Here is a 23,398-nt window from a genome sequence, read left to right as displayed (position 1 = left end):
AAACCCTTTCCCTAATGGATTTACAACTCACTAACAAAACGGCCCTGGTTACGGGCTCCACCGCTGGCATTGGGCTGGCCATTGCCCGCCGCCTAGCCGCCGAGGGTGCCGAGGTAATTCTGACCGGCCGCACCGAAGCACGCCTGCAGGAAGCCCGCAACGCCATATTGCAGGAAACGCCCGAAGCCACCATCCGCACCGTGGCCGTCGATTTCAGCAAGCCGGAACAGGTAACCTACCTGCTGCTGGAAGTGCCTAAGGTGGATATTCTGATCAACAACGTGGGTATTTTCGAGCCCAAGCCTTTCGCCGAAATTCCGGACGAAGACTGGCTGCGTTTCTTCGAGGTGAACGTAATGAGCGGCGTGCGCCTCTCGCGCCAATACTTCCCGCAAATGCTGGAAAAGAAGTGGGGCCGCATCGTATTTATTTCCAGCGAATCGGGCCTACAGATTCCGGCGGAAATGATTCACTACGGCACCACCAAAACCGCCCAGCTGGCCGTAGCCCGCGGCCTAGCCGAGCTGACAAAAGGCACGGAAGTAACCGTAAACTCGGTGCTGCCGGGCCCTACGGCTTCTGAAGGGGTAGAAGAGTTTTTGCAGAAGCTGGCCGGCGCGGGCAAAACCCGCGAAGAAGCCGAACATGAGTTCTTCCGCGACGCCCGCCCCTCGTCCCTGCTCCAGCGTTTCATCACCCCCGAGGAAATTGCCAACATGGTAGCCTACCTCGCCAGCCCCTTGTCGGTGGCCACCAACGGCGCCTCCGTACGAGTTGATGGCGGCGTAATCCGCAGCATTGGCTAAGTGGTCAGATACTGAAATGGTGAACGGGTGATTTTACCGTTCCGCCATGGTGTGCGGGCTACCCCTGAAAACAGCGTAAACCCTACCCGGCTGCCGGGTAGGGTTTACGCTGTTTTCAGGGGTAGCCTTTTTATGGTTAGCGGATGGCCTCCGCCACGCCTGTCCATTCCGGTGCGCTTTCTGGCTTGGCCGCCACGCGCTGGCGGCGTAGGTGCCACACCGTACCCACAATTGACAGGGCAATGGTCAGGCCGCGGAATACGTTGGCCCACAGGCTGCCCACGGCCGTATCCGACACCTCGAAGAGCATCCACCAGGCGTTCATGAAGATGTGCAGAAATACGGGCACCCACAGGTTGTTCCAGCTTTTGTAGAGCCAGGCAAACCACACGCCGCCGCAGAAAGTAACGCCCAGCACAGTGGCGGCCGATGCCCAATCGTGACTCTGGTATAGGTGCACCGAAGCAAAGAAACCGGATTGGACCAGCACCGCCAGCAGCCAATGCAGCCGCACCCGCCGGTAAAGCTGCCCGAATAGAAAGCCCCGAAACAGCGTTTCCTCGCTTATCCCAGCCCACCAGGCCCCCCGCAGTAATTTCGAGAACAGCTCGGGGCCAGCGGCGGAAGTAAACTGGAATACCCCGGCATAGCCCAGCAACATGGGCAAGGTGCAGCCCAGGCCCATCAGCAGGCCAGTGCCTACCGAGGCTTGCCAGCCCAGTTCCGGTAGCACCCGGCGCCACCCGTACAAGGCAGCCAGCGTGAGCATGGGCACTCCCAGCCACCAGGCCGCCCGTTGCAAGGAAAACATCAGGTCTGTAGCCTGCCGCGAGCTGTAGCCCAGCAGCGGATTGACATAACGAGCCCCGTACAGAGCCACCAGGAAGGCTACCAGAATAACGGCCGCAAGGAGTAAGCGCTTTTTCATAACCAACTAGCTCAGAAAGATGACGATGCGGGCAAGATGGTATGTTCGTCAGCCTCAGTCAACTGCTGGTGCGCCAAGTGTAGAAAAAGGCCGATGAAGCGGCAGCTTACTATTCTCAACTTTTGCTGAGTTGTTGCCGCTGCTAGCGGGGCCGCTTCATTTCCTGCTGGCGCATGGGCATGGCATCAATGGTAGCAAACAGCTGGGCTGGCGGCAAAGCCTCGGTTTCGCGCCGCTTCACGCCGCCATCCTTCCCAATCAGGACCACCTGAAAGGCCGTACCGCTTACCCCCAGCTTCTGGCTTAAGTAGCGCTGGTCGGCTGCCGGAAGCTGGCTCCAGATAACCTCACGCACAAGCAGGTCGCGGGTGTTCAAGTCGGCCTTTACGGGTCCCAAAAGCTGCTGCTGCCGGCGTAGTTCGGCATCGTCGGGAGTAGGCGCACAAAGCAGTAGTACCCGTTTCTGCCATTTGGCCTCTTTCACGAAGGTTGCCAAAGGAGTTGGGGGTAGGGTCTGCGCTGGCCCAAGGGTGCTACCCAGAAGCAATGCGCCTGCCACACCACTGATAAGGGAAAGAAAAGTCGTCATGGGCAAGAAACAGTGAAGTGAAAGCTAAGTCTAGTGACTAGTTCCCCTCCTTAGATGAGAAGAGGTTAGGAGTGGTTGACTACTCGTTGAACGACTTACTAGCTCTAGTCTTTCAACCACCCCTAGCCCCTCCTCATCTGAGGAGGGGAACTAGTCACTAGCTCTGGTTTCAGTTACGGCTTGAGGGTAGCATGTGCTACCGTGAGATGTTTCAGTAACCTTATTTCACCACTTCAGCCAGCCATTGAAACACTTGCTCATACGCCGAGGCGCGCACTTCCGGGGCCGATAGAAAGACATCGTGCACGGCGCCGGGTATGGCTTGCAGCGTTACCTGCGGGCCGAGGCGCGGGGCCAGGGCTTTGATGTGGGCCACGTTCAGCACGATGTCGGTGCGCTGGAAGTCGGGGTGCCAGGTGCGGCCGCCAGCACTGCGCTCGGAGTGCAGCACCAGCACCGGAAGCGCCAGTTGCAGCCCGCGCCGCACTTGCGCCTGCCCCCGCCGAATGGACCGCAGCCACCCGGCATTCACCCGAAATACGTGGTTGGGTTTCCAGGCTAGGTCATAGTCCCAGCAGCCGCGGTAGGCCCGGTGCAGGCTTTGGCCGTAGGTATCGGGTAGGCCGGCGGGCAGGGGCATATCGGGCCAGCGGGCGCCCACCGCCACGGCCAGGGGCACCGCTACATGCCGCCGCAGCCAGGGCTGGCGCAACTCCAGAAACGGACTATTCAGCACCAGCGCGGCCAGCCCGGCTTTCGGGCGCTGGGCAGCATAAAGGGCGGTGATGAGGCCACCGGTAGAGTGCCCGCTTAGCACCACATCAGGGTAGCCTTCTGCCCGCAGCTGTGCCAGGGCCGCATCCAGGTCAGCAAAGTATTCGGTCAGGTCGCGCACGTTGTTGGGCCGCTGGTGGGGTAGCAGGGCCCGGCCGTACTTGCGCAGATCAAGGGCGAAGAACCGGCAGCCGTGCCGGGTGTACTCCACGGCCATTTCGCGCTGAAAAAAGTAGTCGTTGAAACCGTGCACGTAGAGCACCGCGCAGGCAGTGGGTTGCGGTGGCTCGCGGCGGTAGCGCACCAGCACAGCCTGCACCCGACCCTCGTAATCGTTGGGCTGAGGAAGAACGAGCTGTTCAAAATCGTGGCCCAGCGGATCAGGGCAGTAGGCTACCGTGGAGGCAGCAACAGAAACGGCGGAAGCGGAAGGCATAGCAGCGGTACGAAAAACGGCCGGTGGACGATGACGTTCTACTTCTCTAACCTAACCAGAAATTAGGTTTATTTTCCTATATAACTCTTTCCCTATACTAAGCATTATGCAAGTACCGTTGAGGTTAAACCGCGTCCCGGCTGCGTTTTCGGGGACTTGCTATTTTTTATTCTATGCGTTTTTTAGTGCTGGTTGGAGCGGCCTTGCTGCTTACCCTGTATGCCCGCTCCACTGCGCGCCGCCCCGAGCCTAACCCTACTTTCCGCAACGAGCAGCTCCGGTTTCCGCGCGTACGTGCCGCCTATGGTTTGCACGAAACATCGGCCCACGCCCTGCTCCGCCGACATGGGTTGGCCCCCGAACGGCTAGAGCTGTTTCTGCGGGCGTTTAAGGTAGGGCGGCGGCTGGAGGTGTGGGGCCGCAACGAGGGGGCGGGGCAGTTTGTACTGCTGCGTACCTTCCGGCTGGCTGGCACCTCGGGCACCCTCGGCCCTAAACGCCAAGCCGGCGACGGCCAGATTCCGGAAGGCTTCTATACCATCGACAGGTTTAACCCTGACAGCAAGTACCACCTGTCTCTGGGCCTCGACTACCCCAACGCCGCCGACCGGTACCGCAGCGCCACTCTCGACCCCGGCAACGACATTTTCATCCACGGCTCCAACGTCACCATCGGCTGCCTACCCATCACCGACGCGGGAATCCGGGAGCTGTATGTGCTGACTGTGGAGGCCCGCGCGGCCGGACAAACGGCTATTCCGGTTCACATTTTCCCGTTTGAGCTTACCACTGAAAACCTGGCCCGCCGGCTGATGAGTCCGCACTTGGGGTTCTGGCAGCAGTTGGCGGTAGGGTATCAGTATTTCGAGGATAACCACCAACTACCCCTGGTTACAGTGGGAAGTGCCGGCGCGTACTCCGTGCGCTAGCCGAACAGGGAGACCGGGCCGTGCGTACCTTGCACCCATGGCAACCCCTAGCATTTACGATTTCATTGTTCCCAAAAACCTGCGCGAATCGGCCGTACTGGTGCCCGTATTTCGCGACGAGCACGGCGAAATTCAGGTAGTGATGGTACGCCGGGCAGCATTTGGCGTGCACGGCGGCCAGCTGGCTTTCCCGGGTGGCAAGCACGAGCCCGAGGACGAAAACCTGCAAGCCACGGCCCTGCGTGAAGCGTTCGAGGAAGTGAGCCTACCCCCCTCCAACGTGGAAGTGCTGGCGGCCCTACCCACCGTAGTAGTGCCCAGCGGCTTCCGGATTGCGCCTTTTCTGGGCCGTATCCGTCGGCCGGAAGCGTGGCAGTGGCAAACCTCGGAAATAGATGAGGTGCTGGAAATTCCGTTGCGCCACCTCGCCGACGTCACGAACCATACGGAGGAAACCTGGGAACTAGCCGGCTGGCCCGGCCCCCGCCTCGTACCGTTCTACCGCGTGGGCAACAATTACCCGCTGTGGGGTGCCAGCTACCGTATCATCCAACCCATTATCCCACGCCTGCTAGCCGGTGAGTGGGAAATTTAGGGGTTGTTGGTGATGAGGTGACAGGTGACAAAGAACAGTCATTCCGAGCTTGTCGAGGAATCTCGCGTGCTGGTGTAGGACTAAGACCCTAATGATTCGAGCAAGATGTCTCGGCAAGCTCGACATGACGTTCCTTTTACCCGTCACCAATTACTATTCACCTCCTCACCCCATCACCTTTTACCTGTCACGGTTTACTTCCTCCCCTATCTAAAACTGGCACGAAATTGCGTTCTGTACGTCTGTTGCTGTTTATGACTTCTATGAAACGACTTTCGCTTCTGCCGTTGCTGCTGGCGCTGCTGTTGCCCGGCGCGGTACTGGCTCAACGTGAGCAATCTATCTGGCTGTTTGGCCAACAGGCCGGACTTACGTTTCCGGCCGATGGCTCTGCCCCTACCCCCTTGCTGACCAGCAAGATGACCACCTACGAGGGCTCGGCGGTAGCTACCAACCAGCAGGGCCAACTGCTGTTTTATACCAACGGCGAGTATGTATTCAACCGTCAGCACCAGGTAATGCCCAACGGCAAAAAGCTGATGGGCTCCAACTCCAGCACCCAAAGCGCCCTCATCGTGCCCGACCCGGGTAGCGGCAACGTGTTTTACGTGTTTACGGTGGGTGCCCAGGGCGGCCCCAACGGCCTGCGCTACTCCACCGTGGACATGACCCGCGAAAATGGCCTCGGCGACGTACCCCGCTCCAACGCTCTGCTCATCACGCCCGTGGCCGAGAAGCTGGCTGCCGTGCGCCACCAGAACGGCCGCGACGTCTGGATTGTGGCGCACCGCTGGAACTCCAACGCCTTCGTGAGCTTCCTGGTAACAGCCGATGGGGTGGAAAGCAAGCCGATTATGAGTAACGTGGGCAGCATGCACGCCGGCCCTGGCCGCAATGCCATTGGCGCCATGAAGTTTTCGCCCGATGGCCGCAAGCTTGCCGTGGCACTCTGGCGCGAAGCCAACAAGTACGAGGTGTTCGACTTCGACCGGGCTACTGGCCAGGTGCGCAATGCAAAATCCTTCGCGCCCTACCCCGAAGCCTACGGGGTAGAGTTTTCACCCGATGGCAGCAAGCTCTATGGCTCCAGCAACGGTGAAGGCGGCGGTGAAGCTCAGATTTTTCAGTTCGACCTGAAAACCGGCAAAGCCACCGTCGTCGGCAAATCAGCTAACCGCAAAGTAGGCTCCCTGCAACGTGCCCCCGATGGCAACATCTACGTGGCCCGCGAGGACAACATGTTTCTGGGCATCATCCAGAACCCAAACTCCGCCACCGCCAAATATATTGATAACGGCCTGAAGCTAGGCGGCCGCCGCAGCAAGCTCGGCCTGCCCAACTTCATCACCGAACCAGGAAAGTAGTGGTAGTCAAGAAATGAGTTGCCATACCGCTAGCACTCATTCTGACCACCATCCTACCCCCTACTAAAGCAACAAGCCCTTACTTCCATGTGGAAGTAAGGGCTTGTTGCTTTAGTAGGCTTGTTGCCAAGAGCAAAAGGATGGCTTCACTGCTTTCCTCCTACCATCTTGCCAACCCGCTGCTACTGTGTTTTACTGCCGAGCCGGAAGCGCAAGAATCCGCTGGCCAGGGAGAGGTAGGGATTTTTGGAAGTGAGCAGGCCGGTGACGTCGCGGGTGCTGATGCCAGCTTCGTACACTTTGGTAGCCAGGGTAACACCGAAGGGCACGCTTACGCCGTAGCCTGCGCCGCCAGTAAGGCCGCTGCTCAGGCGCAGCCAGCGGGTGGGCTTGTAGTCGAGGCCAGCCCCCACGAAGGGGGTAGTAATGTTGCCAGCCACGTTGTTTAGCGGCAGGGTCACGTCGAGGCCGGCTTCAAAAAACTCGCTGATGCGTAGGCCCGCCCCGGCCCGCAGCTTGGTGGGCAGCTCGGCTCGGCGCTCCTGACCGGTTTCGTAGGTGAACAGGCTGTCGGTGCCGGTAGCGAAGATTTCGGCTGCTTCCTTGATGAAGTTGTAGCTCCCTACCCCCTCTGACTTCAGCTGCTTCAGCTTCTGGTCGTTGGCCGTAAGCAGGTTGCCCTCCCAGGTCATGTGGCCGATGTCGGTGACGGCTACCCCTAGGCGTAAGGATTTGCCTACCTCGGCAGCCAGGCCCAGGTCGAAGCCGTGACCCTTGCCAACGGGCCGAAGGCCGCTGCCGCCGCTGCGCAGGTTAAAGCTGGGGTCGTTTACCATGCTGCCGTAATCAATATCAAACACTGGCGACATGGAGCTGTAGGCCCGCAGGTTACCCGGCTGCACCCGAATATCAATAATGCCTACCCCCTGAATGTAGCGGTAACCCGCGCCAGCCGAGAGCTGGAACAGCGGTAAATCAATCACGCGGTTTCCCCAGGCCAGGTTAAACTCATTGAGCACGGCCAGTTGAATATCGGTACCTGCCAGCGCCTCCGACACCAGCGGCAAGTTGCCGGCACTAGCCGAGGCGTAAATGGGTGCGTCGCGGCCCAGGAAGGTAATTTCGGCGGCATTCTGGTTCAGTCCTACGTGCCCTGATGTACGCACCCGGTTGCTGATGGCAATGCCGCCAATGGCCGGCAGTTGCACCGCCAAGGCCAGGGTAGTAGCATCGCCGCTGAAGTTGAGGGCATTATCGGAAGTAAACGCACGGGCCAGCTCCTGCTTGTCGGCCAGGGTAAGGTTCTGGTTGGTATCCGTAATAAACTTACGCAGCTGCTGGCGCGTGAGCGACTGAGAGCCAGCTCCTACCCCAAACTCCCCAATCGTAAACGCTACCGTTGCGCCGCCTACCCGCCCCAGGTTAGCCGGGTTGATGCCGATAGATTGGTAGTCGGTGGCGAAGGTAGTGGCCACGCCACCGCGGCCGGTAGCCGTAAAGTTGCTCAGCTCGGTCTGAGCGTAAAGCGGCAGGGTACTCCCCAACAGAAAGGCCGCGAGAAGAGAGTAGAAATTTTTGCCCATACTGCTGATCAGGTAGAGACGGAAGATGAACGACGCGCACCCGCGGCCATTTTTTCAAATGTACGATATGGGGTAGTTTGCAACTCTATTCCCCGGCCGATGCGCTACTTTTCCCGCCCGGCTACGTTTCTGCTCTAATGGCCAAACGCTTTTCCGTTTCTGAATACACCGACGGCATCCTTTCCGGCAACCGCGTGCTGCTGAGCCGGGCCATTACCCTGGTCGAAAGCACCCTGCCTTCGGACCAGGTCCTGGCTCAGCAAGTACTGGATGCCGTACTACCCCATGCCGGCCGCTCAGTGCGGGTGGGTATTACGGGCGTGCCGGGGGTAGGAAAAAGCACGTTTATTGAAGCACTGGGGCTACACCTAGTGCAGGAGCAGGGCAAGCGCTTGGCCGTGCTGGCCGTAGACCCCAGCTCCCAGCGCAGCGGCGGCAGCATCCTCGGCGACAAAACTCGCATGAACCAGTTGGCCGCCCACCCCCAGGCTTTTATCCGGCCCTCCCCGGCTGGGCGCAGCCTGGGCGGCGTTACGCGCAGCACCCGCGAGGCCCTGGTACTCTGCGAAGCGGCCGGCCACGATGTCATCTTCGTGGAAACCGTGGGGGTAGGCCAGAGCGAAACCGCCGTGCACGGCATGGTCGACTTTTTCCTGCTGCTGATGCTGGCCGGGGCCGGCGACGAGCTGCAGGGCATCAAGAAGGGCATCATGGAAATGGCCGATGCCGTGACTATCACCAAGGCCGATGGGGGCAATGAGCAGGCTGCCCGCCGGGCCCGCGCCGAATACCAGAATGCGCTGCATCTGTTTCCGCTGGCGCCTAGTGCCTGGAGCCCCGTAGTCACCACCAGCTCGGCCGTTTCAGGAGCGGGCGTGCCGGAGGTGTGGGGCGTGGTGGAGCAGTACGTGCAGCAAACTCAGGCCAGCGGCTACTTTCAGCGCCGCCGCCAGGAGCAAAACCTGCACTGGCTCCACGAAACCATTCGCGAGGCCCTGGAAACCCGCTTCTACGCTCGCCCCGACGTAGCGGCCCAGCTTCCCGCCATCCGCCAGCAGGTAATGGACGGGCGTAAATCGGCCTTCGGCGCCGCCGAAGAATTACTGGGTTTATAGCGCAGAAATTCGTTTCGCGCTACACTTCACTAGTTAGCTCCGCAGCCGCTTCAGCATCAGATAGTCGAGGTAGTACAGTATCTTGATGGAAACGTTGTTGTTGTGTGGAGTATTGATGGTGTTGTTGAGGTTATTGAAGTAGAGGGGGGTAGCCTCATTGGCTTCCAGGAAAGAGGAGCTGGCATTTTTCCAGACGATGCTCACCTGGGAGCCGGGCGCGAACCACCACGAGTACACTGCATCCACGTTGAAGGCATTGAATGTGTTGTCGCGGTTGCGGCGGTAGTCCACCAGGGTTTCTTCTCCGTTTTTACCCAGACGAACAAAGTCACGGTAGTTTACGGTGCTGGTGTAGTGCCGCGTCCGGATGGTCAGGGACATGCGGTTGTTGAAAGTATAGGCCCCCGACAGCGTGTTGGTAACGGTCAGCACCCGGCGGCGGCCCAGCAGCACATCGGAAGGGTGTTTATCCCGAAAATCAGCATCGTCGGGCAGGCTTTCGTCCAGGCCTCCATTCACGTAGCCAATCTGATTGTTGGTCAACTCCCAGTTCAGGGTATAGCGGAAATTGAGCTGGTTGTTTACACGGTAGCGCGGAGATATGCTCCAGCCGTAATACATGCGGCGGGGCCGCACCAGCCGCTCATCCTCCGCATACCACCGAACACCGCCGGAGATGTCTCCAGCCAGCTTTTTACGATAATCCGACGACATATAGCCGCTCAGGTTAGCATTACCGGGTACGCGCACATAGTACTTACCCAACGGATACTGCCGCGGCTCATAATAATCGTGGGTTACCGGATTTGCCTCGAAGTTCGCCTCTACCGTCAGGAAATTCTTGGTAAATGTGGTGTTGAAGCCGCTGGAAAAGCTGAGGTTTTGGTAGCGGGTAGGCTTGTACAACAAGGAGTGATTCAGGTTGAACCACGTGTACAGGTTATTTACCTTCCAGAAAGGCTTGTATTTATTGTAGTTGGCATATGCCCCCTGGCTGATGTTGTTGTTGCCAAACAGGATACCCAAATCGTTCGGGTTGTACTTGTCCGACTCGATGCCGTGGTTCAGCCCCCAAGTGAAGCTGCCGCTGATTTTGCTGATGCCCACCTGGTACTTGTAGCCGTCCTGGTCGCTGACGCGCAATGTATCAGACCCGAACTCATTACCGCGCCGCCGCGAGTACACCAGTCGCCCGTCAATGGCGTAGGCGTTCTTCTTGTTGGCAAAGCGGAACAGGCCGCCCGTCACGTTGGCATCGTAGGTGCTGCCCCAGCGCGTCACGTTGGTGTTGATAAGCGAAACGTAGGAGTTGTTTTTCAGGCTTTGGTCGAGCACCACAATGTTGTAGTTACTGAACGGCTGGGTCAGTACCTCCCGCTCGCGCCCGCTGGCGGAGTCGCGCACGGTAGCGTACACATCATTGCTGAGGGCATTGAACACGCCTACCCCCAGCCCTTGCTTGGTACGCCCCGAGACCTTAGTGGCATTAAGCAGGCGCGTCACGCCGGGGTTGCTTACCACCGCCTCGCCCGGCCGGCGCTGCCCATCCAGCCCCATTTCGCCGGCACGCAGCTGTTTTTCTACGCTGCTGAAGCCGATGGGCTGGGCCCCTACCCTGCGGGAATAGAACAAGTTGCCTTTGTTGAACAGCTCGGTGCCTTCGGTGAAAAACTGGCGGTTTTCCTGAAACTGCACTTCAAAGGGTGAGAGGTTCAGCACTTGGTTGTCGCTCTGCACCTGCCCGAAGTCGGGCACCAGAGTAGCATCCAGGGTAAAGCTTTCGTTGATGCCCCATTTGATGTCGGCGCCGCCGTTGAAGCTGGTGCTGGAGTTGCGGGTTCCCTGCTCGTTGTAGGGGTAGTGATTCACGTAGCCCGACACGTAGGGCGTGAGGGAAAGGCGCAATGGAGGCTGAATATCGCGCAGGCCCTGCAGCTCGCCCCACTGGTTTACAAAGCCATCGACGGCGGGCTTCACCTCATTCCAGAAAAAAGCCTGGTTATCGCGCTTGCGCTGGCGCATAAAGTTGAGGCCCCAGAGCTGCTCGGCCGTCTTGCTGAAGCGAATAGCCGAGTACGGAATCCGCATTTCTGCTACCCAATCGGTGCCTTGCATGCTGGTGCGCGAGTCCCACACGGCATTCCAGTTAAAGTCCTCGCCCCCGGCCGGCGAGTAGCGGCAGTCCATCTGCACCCCGCCCGTCGTCACGAAGAAGCCATAGCCGTTGATTTTGTCGTGGTAGGTATCCAGAAACACCCCAATAAAGTCGGTGTTGTTGGCATCGTCGCGCGGCGAGAGTTCCCGCAGAATGGAGTCCTGGGATACGTCGTGCATTATCGCCCCAATGTAGAGGTTGGCATCATCATAAAGCACGCGCACCTCGGTGGGGTGCTTCTCGTGGGGGCCGGGGTTGGGGCGATTCTGGATGAAATCGGTGGCAATGGGTGCCTGCTGCCATAAGGCCTCATCAAGCACCCCATCCAGCTTTATGGCTTCCGTAATGCGCAGGGCCTGCAGTTGGCGCTTGGGCGCAGGCACGGCAGCCGTGGTGGCTTCGGTGGCGGGCTTTTGGGCGCGGGCCACGCTGGCAACCAGCAACAGGCATACCAAGAGAAACGCACGGTAACGGTTCACGACAAGGCGGCGGGAGTAAACGTGGGACAAGCAGGAAGAAACTGGGGGTGGATAAGGCGCCCGAAAACCGGCAGTGGGTGGGTTACGGCGTAGCAAGGGGGTAGTACCGCCGGCTGGGTAGCACCGGCGGAATGCTGCAATAGATGCGCTATGGGGCCGTACCGTTGCCTCTCTTTATTCAGAAATTACTATAAAAAACCGGCCGCCGTTGCAGCGGCGGCCGGGGAGGCAATAGAGCACTTACTCACTCACGGAAATCTGGATGTTACTGCGGCTTTTACCCCCATTACCAGAGGGCGCATTCAGCAGGCGGCGGTACTTATCGGCTAGGGTATCTGACTGCTTTTTGCCGTTTACCATCAGGCCCGACTCGTTAAGTTGGAGCTGAAACCCTTTCTCGTTGGCCCCGAGCAAGCCATCCTTCCGCAGTTCGGCGCGCACCTCATCGGAGTTCATGCGGGGTGGCAGCGGAGGTAGGGGTGGCAGGGATACATCAGGAGCACCCGGCGCGGCAGGGGCTGCAGGCACCGGTGGTACCATTGGCGCGCCCGGAGCCTGCGGGGCCCGCGGTGGGCGCGGCGGCCGGGGTGGGTTGCCCGCCCTATTGTAGGTAGTGTTGCGTGCGGTCTGGGTGTTCAGCACGAAGGAGCTGTTCGGGCCCAGCTTCCGGCCGGTTTGCTTTTCAACTAGCTGCAGGTATTTGTTGCGCAGGGCTGTAGATTGCTTCTTGCCATTCACAGTAAGCGTGTTGGCATTGAGGCTGAACTGGAAATTATCCGTGTCCTTAACCAGGCCATCCTTGCGTAGCTCCCGGCGCAGCGCATCTTCGGAAACCGAGCCCGGCCGGCGGGTAGTGGCGCTGGTATTGCCGCCAGTACGCACGGTGCGCTCCGTTTCGCGGTGGGCAGCTTCGGTTTCCCGGTGAGCCGCCTCGGTGTCGCGGTGGGCGGCCTCCAGTTGCCGCTCCAGGCCCTTCAATTCCGCGTTGAGGCGGTTAGCTTCGCGGGTATCCTTGCGGCTCTCAGCGGCCATCTGCTGGCGCGCTACTTCACCAATGCGGCGGGCAATATCTCCTTCCCGGCGGGCCCGGTCACCTTCCCGACGAGCAATGTCACCCTCGCGGCGGGCCGCTTCACTGATGCGGCGGGTAGTTTCTGCATCCAGGTCTGATTCCCAGCGTTCCTCCTGCTCCTCACGCAGGCTTTCCTCCCGGTCGTGGAGGCGCTCTAAGGCTTCTTCTATCTTCTCGCGCTCCTCGTCGGTTTGGGCGTTGTTGGCGGCCTCACGCAGGCTTTGCTCAGCGCGGCGCAGGGCCTGGGCGTGTTCGTTGCGGAAGGTGAAACCGTTACGGCTCCACTGTGGGTTTTCGCGCAGCTGGCGGCGGGCATCGGCCACAGCCCGGTCGGCGTCGCGGCGAATACGGGCTACATCGGCCTCATCAAGACCCCGGAACTGGAAGGAGCGGGCAAAGTTGTCGTCGAAGCGGAAGTTGTTGCCGGACCAGCCGTTGGCCGGCACCCGAATAACTTCTACCTCCTGATCCGATTTCTTGCCTTTCTTCTTGCCCGCTGAACCGGTATCTACAGGCTGCCCATTGACTGAGAGGTTGGTGATGCGGCCTTTCTTGTCTTTCTCGATAACCACCGTGCCGGCGCCGCCCCGGCGGGGCTCCTGCACCACTACCACCTGCTGGGCACTCTTCCGGCGCTTCTTCTTGTCTTTGTCATCATCGTCGTCGGCAGCAGCGGCCGAAAGGCTCAGGGCTGGCGCGGCTTCTTCCGCTTCGGCTACCTCTGCCACCTCATTGGGAGTAGTAGCCAGGGTAGCGGCCGGAGCCAGGGGTTTCAACATATCAGCATCCGGAATGGTGAAGTCGGTGCTCGCTAGTTCTCCCTTTTTGCGGGTAGTATCGGGTTCAGCTTCCAGGAAGGGTAGGCGCAGCAAAGCACTGCTTCCACCCTCTTCTGAGCCCGAAGCCGGTCGGGGGTCAGCCATAGCCACGGCCGACGTCAGCAGCACCATACCGCCCAGCACAACGCAGGCAGCCATAAAGCCCTCGGTGAAGGTGGGTGCCGTGCGGCCCTGCACCAGCCGCCGGATGCGACCCAGTACGGAGCCATCGGGACCCAGCGCCGACATGGCAAACTGGTTGACCGGCTCGGGAGCTGCACTCAGCTCGGCCAGAGCGGCCAGGGCACGGGCTACCGTCAGGGGGTTGCCGCCCACCATGGCCGTGGCCGCGTCGTCGCAGCAGTTTTCACGCTCGGTGCGCAGGCAGGCGGTAATAAACCACACGGCCGGATGATAAAAGAACATCGTTTCGGCAACTGACTGCAGTAGGTTCATGAGGTAGTCGCGGCGCTGGACGTGGGCCAGCTCGTGGGCCAGAATAGCCTCCAGATACGTGGCGCTCAGGCCCGTGACCGTACCAAGGGGTAGCAGCACAACTGGCCGCAGATGCCCTACTACCACCGGCACGCGCACCAGCGCCGACTCCAGCAGCTCAATGGGTTGGTGCAGGCCGGCCCGGGCGGCAAGGCTCGTCAGGCGCTCCTGCCACTCCTGAGCCAGGGGCTGCACCCGGTAGCGGCGCAGGCGCTGCACATAAGCCAGCCCACCCAGCAAGCGGAGCGTCATGGCCAGCAACCCCAGCAGCCACAAAGCCACCAGCACCGGAATATTTTGGTCAAAGTACACCAGCCAGGCCTGCAGACCGGTGGGAGCCGCCTCCACAGCAACGGCCTCCGTGGTCACGAGGCCATCGGCTGGAATTGCAGTTGTGCTGATGGCAGCTTCGGTGGGCATGATGCCGTCGGCCAGCACAGCCGCCTCATCGCCGGCCATGTAACCGGCCACGGTTACTGCTTCCCCGGGGGCCGCCATGTAGTAGCGCCCGAACGTGACGGCGGCCAGCAGCAGCAGCACGGCCAGGCCCAGGCCGGCGGTGCGGTAGCGAACCTCCGCGCTGTGTTTGCGCAACAGCAGCAGCAGGCCGGCCAGGGCTAGGGCTACCACAGCGCCCTGCCACAACGAGTGCACTAACGTCCAGCCCAGGGCGCGAATCAGCGCGGGCGGCAACAATTGTTCGAGCCAGTTCATGGGGCTTCGTCGGTTGAAGGTGGGGTAGTATCGTTCTGGATTTCAATGTCGTTGAGCAGGCGCCGGATCTGAGCCAGCTCCTCGCGGGACGTGCGACGGTTGCCGAGGGCCTGCATCACCAGCTTCATGGCGGAGCCGCCAAATGCCGATTCCACGAACTTATCGAGCAGCAGGCCCTGAGTTTCCTCTTCCCGCACCGCCGCGCGGTACACGTGGGTTTTGCTCTCGTCGTCGCGCAGTACCAGGCCTTTGTCCAGCATCAGCTGCAGCAGCTTGAGGGTAGTTGTGTAGCCTACCTCTCGTTTCTGGCTTAACTCGTCATTCACGAACCGAACCGTGCTGGGACCGTGCTGCCAGAGCACCTGCAAAATTTCCAGTTCCGATTCAGTAGGTTTGGGAAGGGGGGATTTACTCATCACACAAGAAGTAAGCGGTACCAGGTAAAAGACGTCTGACTGATTCAGGGCCGTTGCCTGCGGTTGGTTTCCTTCGCGCCGGAAAGCAGGCAGCCGAATCCTACGAATCAGTTCGTACATCAAACATATACGAAGCATATCGTAGAAGCAAGTTTAATCTACGATTTTTTTCGTATAATATTTAATCTCCCTGCAAATGAATTGCTTACTCTAGCTTTACCGCCTTGTTCAGCTTATATCTTCTACTTTGGACTCCCCTACTATAGAATCCTTCCGGCAAGCCTTCTTTGGCCCCATTGACAACTACCTATCCTGGCACGACGGCTTCGACTCAGTTATAGATGTAGCCGCCTCGCTTGGCGGGCTGACACCAGCGGAGAAAGAGCAGGCCGCCGCTGAGCTTATTCTGGCCCTGGAGCATGGCCCCGCCGATGCGCGCGTTGTGCTAGGGCTGGCGTACTTGCGGCACCGCCCGGCTCTACCTGCCCTAAACAGCTACATGCCTAACGCGGCGAACTACGTGCTGCAAGCCATCAGCCAGATTGACTCTACCCAACTTGATTTACAGCGGGTAGCGCGGGTGCTCGAAGCTCCGGATACACAATCCCTTATTGATGTGCTGACGGGGTTGGGCTATTACTACACCCACGCGCAACTGAATGCGGACATCGTTCAACGCATTATCAACCTGCTAACCCACCCCGATTACCTGGTCCGGTACCACGCTCTGCAGGCGGCCCGGAACATCCACGGCGTACCTGGCTTGGCCGACGACCTGAACAGCTTACGCGAGGATCCAATTTTCGCCAACATTATCAGCGACAAACGCCCCCGGGATTTTCGGCGCGCCCAGGAGCTCCTGCTAGCTGAAATCAGGAAAGTCACCGGCCCTGATAGCAGAGCCTAGGCAATGCCCCTACCTGTTGCCCCCGGCCGGACGCTTTCAGGGCCGGACCGGGGGTAGGGAGGTTAGCGGCGGCGCTCCAGGGTAATGCGGGCGCGGTGGCAGATGCCGCCCAGCGGTGGGTTAAACTTTGAAACGCTTACCCGCACCCCCTCGATGTAGGGAAACTCTTCCAGCACCCGGTCCATGACGCGGTGGCCCAGGTGTTCCAGCAAGCGGGCCGGGGCCCGCATTTCCTCAGCTACTACCCGATAAAGCACTTCGTAGTTAACCGTTTCGCGCAGCTGATCGGAGGCGCCGGCCGCGTGCAAATCGGTATCAATGTAGAGGTCGATGCCATACTTGTTGCCAATTTTCTGTTCCTCGTCGTAGTATCCGTGAAAGGCGAAAAACTCCATGCCTTCCAGTGCAATCTGGCCCATGTGTATAAAGTAGGGTGAGGTGGTGGGTGGTTAAAATGCGTGCAAGGGATTTGGCTTGCACATCGGGGGTAGGGCTTTCATCAACAGAAGCCAGCCCAAGGCTTTATTCCTTTAAACAACAAAGCCCACCCCGAAAGGTAGGCTTTGTGTGTAGAAGAGAGGTAGCAACAAAGGCTTACAACTCATCGAAAAATGACTTTTCACCGAGAGAAGCGGCAGTAGCGAAGCTAGGCTGGCCCGGATGCGTAACGGGTGCCGGCTGGTTGATTTCGGGGTGGCCGGGGCCGATGGGCTGAATATCCGGCGCCGTGGGCTCAACCTGCGGCGCGCCGGGGTCGGGCACGCGCGAAGGGCTTGGGGGCTCAACATGGGGAGCAGGAGAAATGCCAGGATTCTCGCCGGGGTTGCCAGGGCGCTCAATCTCGGGACCGGGCTGTTGGGCCGGGGCACCGGGGTCGGGCTGCTGACCGGGTTTGGGGTTATAGCCGGTGGTAGCGGGTTTCTCGGCTGGGGCGGCAGTACGCGCTGGGGCCGCTACTGGCTCGGCAAAAGAAGCTGCAGAGCCGCCGGCAACTGCGGCAACAGACGAGGTAGAGGCAGTGGAAACGTACATGGTAGCGTCGGGTTTAGGTGAGTCGTCGGCAGGAGTGTGCGGACGATTCACTTTTACGCTCGCGGCCCGCGAAAGGATGGCCGCCGTACTGGTTTTCGGACGGGAACGGGCCTTTTCCACTTTATCGAGAGCATCGGAGGCCAGGCGGTGCAAGTCGCGGGTGAGGCCATCCAGGAGGCTTTCCAGGCGCTGGCACTCTTGGCCCAAGCCATTCACTTCCTTCTGCATGTCGGCCAGGGTGCGCTCGGCCTGCTGGTAAGCATCATCTACCACACTGCGGGCTTTCTGGCGGGCATCGGCCAGGAGTTGCTCGGCCTGCAGCTGAGCCTCACGGATGCGCAGCTGGGCGTCACGCTGGGCCTGCTCTGTAATGCTGTTGCCGGTGTCTTCGGCGGTTTTCAGGGTGCGGTAGAGGCTGGTTTCTACCTCTCGCATCTTCTGTACCTCCTGGGTGGCGTGGTCGAGTTTAAGGCGCAGCTCCCGGTTTTCGTCTCCCATCCGCTCCCACTGCTGGGAAAGCGTCAGCAAAAAGGCTTGTACTTCGTCCTTGTCTAATCCCCGAAAGGCTTTTTCAAAGGTTTTCTGCCGGATATCGAGGGCGCTGATTTTCATGGGTAGTACCGGGTATTAGGTGGTAGGCAACGAGCGGCGGAAGGGTACGCCGTAGAATTACCCGATAACAGGGCCACAACGGCGGTTTTACTACCTATTCCCAACTACTCTATACCAATCTGCCACACCGCAAGGCTGCGGTCGTCGCTACACGAAACTAGCCTATTCTGCCTTCCCGGCCAAAATAACTTGTTTACAGACGTACCGTGGCCAGCGTGGCGGGCGCGGTCTACCACCCGCAGCAGTTCCCAGGAGCGGGCATCCCAAAGCTTAATGCTCTTATCCATGCTGCAGGTAGCCAGCAGAGCGCCATCAGGCGAAAAAGCCAGGTGGTTGATGGTAAACATGTGGGCCACAATGCTACGGTGCTCCCGATAACCCGCCGCTACCTCCCAAATGCGCAAGTGCGCATCGCGGCCGGCCGTGAGCAGGTAGCGCCCGTCGGGCGAATAGGTGGCGGTGAACACAGAGTTGGTAGCGCCCTCAATAACGTGCTTCACCTGTAATGATGCAGCATCCAGAATGCGCACCTGCCAATCGGAGCCACCTACGGCTAGTTCCCCACGCTCCTCGTGCAGAGCCAGGCAGCGCAGGCTTTTTTCGGAGAGGCGCACCAAGGTTTCCACCTTAAAATCGGCGGCACGCAAAACGGCCAGGGTGCCATCGCCGAGGGCAACGTAGAGGCGCTGTTGGGCTTCAGAATAGGCGATATCGAAAATAGCGGCCGCGGGCAGGGCGGTGGCGTAAGCCAGCTTTTTCTGGGCCAGATCAATGGCCTGAATGCCCTGAAAATTATGGCCCAGCACCAGCAAATTGCGCTGCGGCAGATGCAGCAAGGCATATACCGAGTTTTCAACTTTGGCCACTAACTCCCCATCCTGCTCGGGCACCTCTGCACTCCAAGCCGCTACCATCCCATCAGCCCCGGCCGAATAAAATACGTCTTGCCCCGGCGTGCCCGTCAGCGCGTACACACAGTCGCGGTGGCCGGTGAGGGTAGCAAGTTTCTGGACCTGAGGGCGGGAAGACAAGCGGTAATGGAATAAATGAGTGGATGAGTGCGCAAAGATACCGTCGGAACAATACCCAGGCGTAGTTCTGCCTCTCAACCAGCCCTACCCCATCTACTACGCAAGGAGCTCGGGGCAACTGCTACCAAAGAACTCAGGCTTCTTCCTTCGCTTAGAATGACGATTTTATCAGGCAGACGTACCTTCACTTATTCGCTCATCTACACCTTCACCGCTTGCCCCTCCATTCGCTTTCTCCCGTCTCCCAAACCTGCGTGCTGGGCCTCTGGCACCTCACTGAAGTCCTTGAGGAGCTGTGGCCCCTGTTACCAGCGCAAGCCCACTACCTAGCCCGCTACCCCGATGGCCGCGACGAACTGCGGGCCCGGCAGTGGCTGGCTGGGCGGGTGCTGGCCCACCATCTGCTGCGCGAACTAAACGACACGCCCGCTACCCTGCACAACGACCCCAATGGTCGCCCCTACTTCCCGGAGCTGCCCGCCGTAGGCGTATCTCTCTCGCACTCCGGCGAGTGGGTGGCCGGTTTACTTTCTACGCAAGCTGCGGTTGGCATAGATATTGAACAGGTACGTTCCAAAGCGCAACAGTTGGCTCGCCGGTTTCTATCGGAAGCGGAGCAGGCCAACGCCGGCAACGAAACAGCAAAATATTGTCTCTATTGGAGTGCCAAGGAGACGCTCTACAAGCTGCATAGTCGCCGGGGCCTGGTGTTTAAAGAGCAGTTACTGCTCAATCCGTTTGAGCTGCGGGAGGCTGGTGTTTTGACGGGACACCTGCTCCTCGAAAACTCCCGCAGCCAACACCAGATTCACTACCTGCGCCCAAATCCCGACTACGTCTTAACTTACGCCCTTGGTGATTAAGTGAGTTTGCTAGCTGTGCCTATGCACGGGTATCTACTTTGACTTGCTCAACCATCATTTCACTAACTCACTTTTCATGTCCCTCCGCCGCATTTCTATTGTTGCTGCTGCCGCCTTGCTTTTTTGCACCGTTGCGGTGAGCGTGGCCCGCGCGCAGGGTAGCCGCTCCGTGTCTGATTTCAGTTTGAAAAACAGCGCAAACACCGAGGTAGCCCTGAAAAGCTACGCCACTAACAAGGCCGTAGTGGTGGTTTTTGTAAACCCTTCCTGCGCCTTCTCTAAGCTCTATGAAAGCCGCCTGAACGCACTGAACACTGAATACAGCGGCAAGGGTGTGCAGTTTCTGTTCGTGAACGCACCCATCAACCTGGAAGCTAGCGCCGACGCGGGGGATGCTGAAAAGCTCAAAATCAAAACAACCGGCGGCGCGGCGCTACCCCTACTCACCGACGAAGGCCAGAAGGTAAGCACGCTGCTCGGAGCCACGAAAACGCCCGAGGTAGTTGTGCTGCAGCCCGTAGGGGGCAGCTTTGCCGTGCGTTATAAAGGCGCCATCGATGACAACCCACAGGTAGAAGGCTACGCCAAAGAGCACTACCTGGCCGATGCCCTCAATAACCTGCTGGCCGGCCGGCCGGTAGGCGTAGCAGAAAAGCGTGCGGCCGGCTGCCTGATCAAGCGGTTTTAAGGCGTATTCGCCTCTGAGCCACTGGCCTTTGCTTGTTTCTGACAGCTCAGGACAATAAAAAGCGGAGCCGCTGATGATGCACATCAGCGGCTCCGCTTTTTTTCAGGAGTCTGCTTATTCCTCACTCGGCTCTGAGCTTCCATCGGTTGCCTCTGACTCGTTGGTCAGGATGGCCAGGAGCTGGCCTACCTCTAGGGCTTTGGCTGGTTCCTGCAGTTTCTCAAAGCTGAGTTGCAGGTTGCGCAAGGCCCGCCGTACAATATCAATGTGCGAGCAGGGCTCAAAGAATATTTCGTTGGGCGTAAGGTTGAGCTGGCCGATGTAATGCTCAATATCAGTGCGCGAGAGCACCAGGCCGCGGTTATAGCAGTTGATGTAAAAGGGCTCCAGGGCACCCTCGGGCCGGTAAGTCAACACGAACAGGTTGGGCAGGTTCACCCCAAACACCGGCATCTTGAGCCGCTGGGCTACCAGCAGGTAAATCACGCAAAGCGTGAGCGGATTGCCCCGGCGGGTTTCCAGCACCCGATGCAGCATGGAGTTAGCCGGGGAGTGGAAGTTCTGGGTGTTAGCCGCGAATTTGTGAGTCCGGAACAGCACATGATTCAGCGTCTGCACCTGGTCGGCGGGGTGCATGCTGGGCTGTAGCAGAGTCCAGGCCTCAAAGCGCAGTTGCTCAATGGCCCGGTTCAGCACCTGAAAATCGGCGTCGGGGTATTGGTAGGAGTTCAGTAGCCACATGCCTTCCAGCAGGTTCTCGCCGCCAGAGTCGCGCCACACCCGGAGGCGCTGCTGTAGTCCCTCGAACTGCAGGTGATGAATCAGGTCCTCCAAACGCTGCTGCTGCTGGGGGTCCAGGCTTTCCTCCCACGATTCCTCCAGAAACGGAATAATGGTTTCGCCCAGCGTCTGGATTTTCTCCTGAATCTGCGGGGCAACTTCCGGGTCGTCGAGCAGGGAGATAAGGGCTTTGATTTCTTTGTTGGTCAAGGGAACGAGGCTTCGTACGAGGGTCGGATTCGGCAAATAAAAGCAACCGACGCGGTTTCCCATCGTCGGCTGCTTGAAATTAACAGGGTTGAGGGGGCAGATTGTTCAATCCTCGGTTACCCTTGATTAGATAAGCAGGGGTAGGAAAATAGGTTGCATTCCCTACCCCTGCCGGTAGCTCTAGCGCAGTAGATTTGTCTTGGCCAGTTCCAATACCTCGTCGCCGCGCCCGCTCATGATGGCTTTCAGGGTATAGAGGCTGAAGCCCAGCATCTGCTCCTTCTGGATGGTAGGGGGCATGGAAAGCTCTGTGCGCTTGACAACGGCATCCAGGATTACCGGCCCCGGATAAGCGAGCATTTCGGCAATGGCGGCAGGTAGAGCAGCGGGGTCCGTCACGCGGAGGCCGCGCACCCCAGCCGCTTCGGCCAAGGCCGCGAAGTTGGGGTTTTCCAACTCGGTGCCGTATTCAAGAATACCAGCCGCCTTCATTTCCAGCTCTACAAAGCCTAGGCTACTGTTGTTGAAGATGACGATTTTCACCGGCGTCTTCAGTTGCTTCAGGGTCAGCAGCTCGCCCATCAGCATAGCAAAGCCCCCGTCGCCGGCCAGGGCAATTACCTGCCGCCCCGGATAAGCCAGCTGAGCGCCTAAGGCCTGGGGCATAGCGTTGGCCATGCTGCCGTGGTTAAAGGACCCGATCAGGCGGCGCTGCCCGTTCATGCGCAGGTAGCGGGCTGCCCAGATGGTAGGCGTGCCCACGTCGCAGGTGAAGATGGCGTCCTCGGCGGCTTGTTCGTTGAGCAAGCGCATCACGTATTGGGGGTGCATACTGGTGTCGCCGGGCTCGCCGGTGGCTAGCTCATCGAGACTTTCGCGGGTGTCGCGGTAGTTTTCCAGGGCTTTCTCCAGGTGGTTGCGGTCTTGCTTGTGATTGAGCAGGGGTAGCAACTCTCGCAGCGTGGCGGCCACATCACCAACCAAGCCTACCTCTACCCGCGCCCGCCGGCCAATGTGCTCCCCGCGCACATCTACCTGTACGGTGCGTACATCTTGGGGCAGGAATTGGGCGTAGGGAAAATCGGTACCCAGCATCAGCATGGCGTCGGCATCCATGAGGGCTTCGTATCCTGAGGAAAAGCCCAGCAGGCCCGTCAGGCCCACATCATAAGGGTTGTTTGGTTCCACATATTCCTTGCCGCGCAAAGCATGCACCACGGGAGCCCCTAATAATTCAGCCACCTGCAGCAGTTCGGCGTGGGCTTCGGCGCAGCCCGCCCCGGCCATAATGGTCACTTTGTTGGCGGTATTTAACAGGTCGGCGGCTGCGCGAATATCATCCAAGACCGGCACCAGGGTAGCCCGACTGCGCAGTACGGGTAGGCGCGGCTCCTGGGCTTCTGCTTGTTGGTGGCTGATGTCGCCGGGCACTACAATTACGGCTACACCGCGCTGAGAAATGGCCGTTTGGATGGCAATTTCGGTGGTGCGCACGGTTTGGTCGGGGTGGCCGATCAGCTCACAATAGGCGCTGCACTCCTTGAACGTATTCTCGGGGTGGGTTTCCTGAAAATACTGGGTACCAATTTCAACGCTGGGAATTTGGGCGGCAATGGCCAGCACTGGCACCCGGCTGCGGTGGCAGTCGTAGAGGCCATTGAGCAGGTGGGTGTTGCCGGGGCCGCAGGAGCCGGCACACACAGCCAGCGCGCCGGTCAGGTGAGCCTCGGCCCCTGCGGCAAAGGCGCCGGCTTCCTCGTTGCGGACGTGAATCCACTCAATGCCTTCCCGCTTCCGAATTTCGTCGGTAATGCCGTTAAGCGAGTCGCCCACTACCCCATATACCCGCGTAACGCCGGCCGCCTGCAGGGTATCTACTATTATTTCCGAGACGGTTTTCTTCGCCATAGCCTTCCGTGTTAAGTCCGAAGGCTATACGGCTCTAGGCTACTTGGCGCTGCCTGCTTGCGGCATTTTGCGGAGAAACCTGGGTTCGGGCTTTCGGCC

The 23,398-nt window shown here is 59.4% G+C and carries 20 protein-coding genes; 8 read left to right on the top strand and 12 right to left on the bottom strand.

Going from position 1 to position 23,398, the window contains the following annotated elements; all coding sequences use genetic code 11:
* Nucleotides 1–14 precede the first annotated feature (14 nt).
* Nucleotides 15–806 (top strand): SDR family NAD(P)-dependent oxidoreductase, encoded by a 792-nt coding sequence (locus DNI29_RS05535; RefSeq protein ID WP_110977041.1) that lies wholly within the window; start codon nt 15–17, stop codon nt 804–806.
* A 136-nt stretch (nt 807–942) separates the two neighbouring features.
* Here the strand turns inward: DNI29_RS05535 and DNI29_RS05530 are convergent, their stop codons facing one another.
* The 3 genes from DNI29_RS05530 to DNI29_RS05520 all read right to left on the bottom strand — a co-directional run bounded on the left by DNI29_RS05530 (nt 943) and on the right by DNI29_RS05520 (nt 3,533).
* Nucleotides 943–1,734, bottom strand: coding sequence for a CPBP family intramembrane glutamic endopeptidase (locus DNI29_RS05530; protein ID WP_110977040.1), 792 nt, complete (start codon nt 1,732–1,734; stop codon nt 943–945).
* Between the two features lie 142 nt (nt 1,735–1,876).
* Nucleotides 1,877–2,323, bottom strand: a complete 447-nt coding sequence (locus tag DNI29_RS05525) for a DUF4174 domain-containing protein (protein ID WP_110977039.1) — start codon at nt 2,321–2,323, stop codon at nt 1,877–1,879.
* Nucleotides 2,324–2,543: 220 nt separating this feature from the next.
* Complete coding sequence (locus tag DNI29_RS05520) at nt 2,544–3,533, bottom strand: alpha/beta hydrolase (RefSeq protein WP_110977038.1); 990 nt, start codon at nt 3,531–3,533, stop codon at nt 2,544–2,546.
* Nucleotides 3,534–3,706: 173 nt separating this feature from the next.
* On the opposite strand from DNI29_RS05520, the gene DNI29_RS05515 reads away from it, so the two are divergent.
* The 3 genes from DNI29_RS05515 (at nt 3,707) to DNI29_RS05505 (ending at nt 6,421) form a co-directional block, all read left to right on the top strand.
* On the top strand, nt 3,707–4,462 hold the full coding sequence (locus tag DNI29_RS05515; RefSeq protein ID WP_202910368.1) for a L,D-transpeptidase family protein: 756 nt from the start codon (nt 3,707–3,709) through the stop codon (nt 4,460–4,462).
* 37 nt (nt 4,463–4,499) lie between these two features.
* Nucleotides 4,500–5,057 (top strand): NUDIX hydrolase, encoded by a 558-nt coding sequence (locus DNI29_RS05510; protein ID WP_110977037.1) that lies wholly within the window; start codon nt 4,500–4,502, stop codon nt 5,055–5,057.
* A gap of 263 nt (nt 5,058–5,320) precedes the next feature.
* Nucleotides 5,321–6,421, top strand: coding sequence for a YncE family protein (locus tag DNI29_RS05505; RefSeq protein WP_238388006.1), 1,101 nt, complete (start codon nt 5,321–5,323; stop codon nt 6,419–6,421).
* 182 nt (nt 6,422–6,603) lie between these two features.
* Here the strand turns inward: DNI29_RS05505 and DNI29_RS05500 are convergent, their stop codons facing one another.
* Nucleotides 6,604–8,004 (bottom strand): DUF5723 family protein, encoded by a 1,401-nt coding sequence (locus tag DNI29_RS05500; protein WP_110977035.1) that lies wholly within the window; start codon nt 8,002–8,004, stop codon nt 6,604–6,606.
* 137 nt (nt 8,005–8,141) lie between these two features.
* On the opposite strand from DNI29_RS05500, the gene meaB reads away from it, so the two are divergent.
* A complete protein-coding gene (gene meaB, locus DNI29_RS05495) occupies nt 8,142–9,119 on the top strand; it encodes a methylmalonyl Co-A mutase-associated GTPase MeaB (protein WP_110977034.1) in 978 nt (325 codons plus the stop codon).
* Between the two features lie 33 nt (nt 9,120–9,152).
* Here meaB and DNI29_RS05490 read toward each other — a convergent pair whose 3' ends face one another.
* The 3 genes from DNI29_RS05490 to DNI29_RS05480 form a co-directional block, all read right to left on the bottom strand.
* Entirely contained in the window at nt 9,153–11,783 is a 2,631-nt protein-coding gene (locus DNI29_RS05490; RefSeq protein WP_162303520.1) for a DUF5916 domain-containing protein, read from the bottom strand.
* A 210-nt stretch (nt 11,784–11,993) separates the two neighbouring features.
* On the bottom strand, nt 11,994–14,852 hold the full coding sequence (locus DNI29_RS05485; protein ID WP_110977032.1) for a M56 family metallopeptidase: 2,859 nt from the start codon (nt 14,850–14,852) through the stop codon (nt 11,994–11,996).
* Complete coding sequence (locus DNI29_RS05480; protein WP_110977031.1) at nt 14,849–15,268, bottom strand: BlaI/MecI/CopY family transcriptional regulator; 420 nt, start codon at nt 15,266–15,268, stop codon at nt 14,849–14,851. The genes DNI29_RS05485 and DNI29_RS05480 overlap by 4 nt, the downstream gene beginning before the upstream one ends.
* Nucleotides 15,269–15,515: 247 nt before the next feature.
* Between DNI29_RS05480 and DNI29_RS05475 the strand changes: the two genes are divergently transcribed.
* A complete protein-coding gene (locus DNI29_RS05475) occupies nt 15,516–16,175 on the top strand; it encodes a hypothetical protein (RefSeq protein WP_110977030.1) in 660 nt (219 codons plus the stop codon).
* A 62-nt stretch (nt 16,176–16,237) separates the two neighbouring features.
* On the opposite strand, the gene folB is transcribed toward DNI29_RS05475, so the two are convergent.
* The 3 genes from folB to DNI29_RS05460 form a co-directional block, all read right to left on the bottom strand.
* Nucleotides 16,238–16,594, bottom strand: a complete 357-nt coding sequence (folB, locus tag DNI29_RS05470; protein WP_110977029.1) for a dihydroneopterin aldolase — start codon at nt 16,592–16,594, stop codon at nt 16,238–16,240.
* Nucleotides 16,595–16,769: 175 nt separating this feature from the next.
* Nucleotides 16,770–17,819 (bottom strand): DivIVA domain-containing protein, encoded by a 1,050-nt coding sequence (locus tag DNI29_RS05465; RefSeq protein WP_110977028.1) that lies wholly within the window; start codon nt 17,817–17,819, stop codon nt 16,770–16,772.
* A 104-nt stretch (nt 17,820–17,923) separates the two neighbouring features.
* On the bottom strand, nt 17,924–18,850 hold the full coding sequence (locus tag DNI29_RS05460; protein WP_110977027.1) for a WD40 repeat domain-containing protein: 927 nt from the start codon (nt 18,848–18,850) through the stop codon (nt 17,924–17,926).
* Between the two features lie 215 nt (nt 18,851–19,065).
* Between DNI29_RS05460 and DNI29_RS05455 the strand changes: the two genes are divergently transcribed.
* Together DNI29_RS05455 and DNI29_RS05450 are read left to right on the top strand one after the other, a co-directional pair.
* A complete protein-coding gene (locus DNI29_RS05455) occupies nt 19,066–19,713 on the top strand; it encodes a 4'-phosphopantetheinyl transferase superfamily protein (RefSeq protein WP_162303519.1) in 648 nt (215 codons plus the stop codon).
* A gap of 76 nt (nt 19,714–19,789) precedes the next feature.
* Nucleotides 19,790–20,401, top strand: a complete 612-nt coding sequence (locus DNI29_RS05450; RefSeq protein ID WP_110977025.1) for a redoxin domain-containing protein — start codon at nt 19,790–19,792, stop codon at nt 20,399–20,401.
* A 114-nt stretch (nt 20,402–20,515) separates the two neighbouring features.
* Here the strand turns inward: DNI29_RS05450 and DNI29_RS05445 are convergent, their stop codons facing one another.
* Together DNI29_RS05445 and poxB are read right to left on the bottom strand one after the other, a co-directional pair.
* A complete protein-coding gene (locus tag DNI29_RS05445) occupies nt 20,516–21,391 on the bottom strand; it encodes a transglutaminase-like domain-containing protein (protein ID WP_110977024.1) in 876 nt (291 codons plus the stop codon).
* A 180-nt stretch (nt 21,392–21,571) separates the two neighbouring features.
* Entirely contained in the window at nt 21,572–23,299 is a 1,728-nt protein-coding gene (poxB, locus tag DNI29_RS05440) for a ubiquinone-dependent pyruvate dehydrogenase (protein WP_110977023.1), read from the bottom strand.
* Between the last annotated feature and the right edge of the window lie 99 nt (nt 23,300–23,398).

The organism is Hymenobacter sediminis, assembly GCF_003231285.1.
In the GTDB taxonomy this organism is placed as follows: domain Bacteria; phylum Bacteroidota; class Bacteroidia; order Cytophagales; family Hymenobacteraceae; genus Hymenobacter; species Hymenobacter sediminis.
The sequence above is the reverse complement of the archived record's forward strand: the minus strand, read 5'-3'. Positions and strand labels throughout refer to the sequence as shown.

Excerpts from the sequence above, each read along its gene's own strand:
- DNI29_RS05535 (WP_110977041.1), top strand. The coding sequence starts at position 15 with ATGGATTTACAACTCACTAACAAAACGGCCCTGGTTACGGGCTCCACC.
- DNI29_RS05530 (WP_110977040.1), bottom strand. The coding sequence starts at position 1,734 with ATGAAAAAGCGCTTACTCCTTGCGGCCGTTATTCTGGTAGCCTTCCTG.
- DNI29_RS05525 (WP_110977039.1), bottom strand. The coding sequence starts at position 2,323 with ATGACGACTTTTCTTTCCCTTATCAGTGGTGTGGCAGGCGCATTGCTT.
- DNI29_RS05520 (WP_110977038.1), bottom strand. The coding sequence starts at position 3,533 with ATGCCTTCCGCTTCCGCCGTTTCTGTTGCTGCCTCCACGGTAGCCTAC.
- DNI29_RS05515 (WP_202910368.1), top strand. The coding sequence starts at position 3,707 with ATGCGTTTTTTAGTGCTGGTTGGAGCGGCCTTGCTGCTTACCCTGTAT.
- DNI29_RS05510 (WP_110977037.1), top strand. The coding sequence starts at position 4,500 with ATGGCAACCCCTAGCATTTACGATTTCATTGTTCCCAAAAACCTGCGC.
- DNI29_RS05505 (WP_238388006.1), top strand. The coding sequence starts at position 5,321 with ATGAAACGACTTTCGCTTCTGCCGTTGCTGCTGGCGCTGCTGTTGCCC.
- DNI29_RS05500 (WP_110977035.1), bottom strand. The coding sequence starts at position 8,004 with ATGGGCAAAAATTTCTACTCTCTTCTCGCGGCCTTTCTGTTGGGGAGT.
- meaB (WP_110977034.1), top strand. The coding sequence starts at position 8,142 with ATGGCCAAACGCTTTTCCGTTTCTGAATACACCGACGGCATCCTTTCC.
- DNI29_RS05485 (WP_110977032.1), bottom strand. The coding sequence starts at position 14,852 with ATGAACTGGCTCGAACAATTGTTGCCGCCCGCGCTGATTCGCGCCCTG.
- DNI29_RS05480 (WP_110977031.1), bottom strand. The coding sequence starts at position 15,268 with ATGAGTAAATCCCCCCTTCCCAAACCTACTGAATCGGAACTGGAAATT.
- folB (WP_110977029.1), bottom strand. The coding sequence starts at position 16,594 with ATGGGCCAGATTGCACTGGAAGGCATGGAGTTTTTCGCCTTTCACGGA.
- DNI29_RS05465 (WP_110977028.1), bottom strand. The coding sequence starts at position 17,819 with ATGAAAATCAGCGCCCTCGATATCCGGCAGAAAACCTTTGAAAAAGCC.
- DNI29_RS05450 (WP_110977025.1), top strand. The coding sequence starts at position 19,790 with ATGTCCCTCCGCCGCATTTCTATTGTTGCTGCTGCCGCCTTGCTTTTT.
- poxB (WP_110977023.1), bottom strand. The coding sequence starts at position 23,299 with ATGGCGAAGAAAACCGTCTCGGAAATAATAGTAGATACCCTGCAGGCG.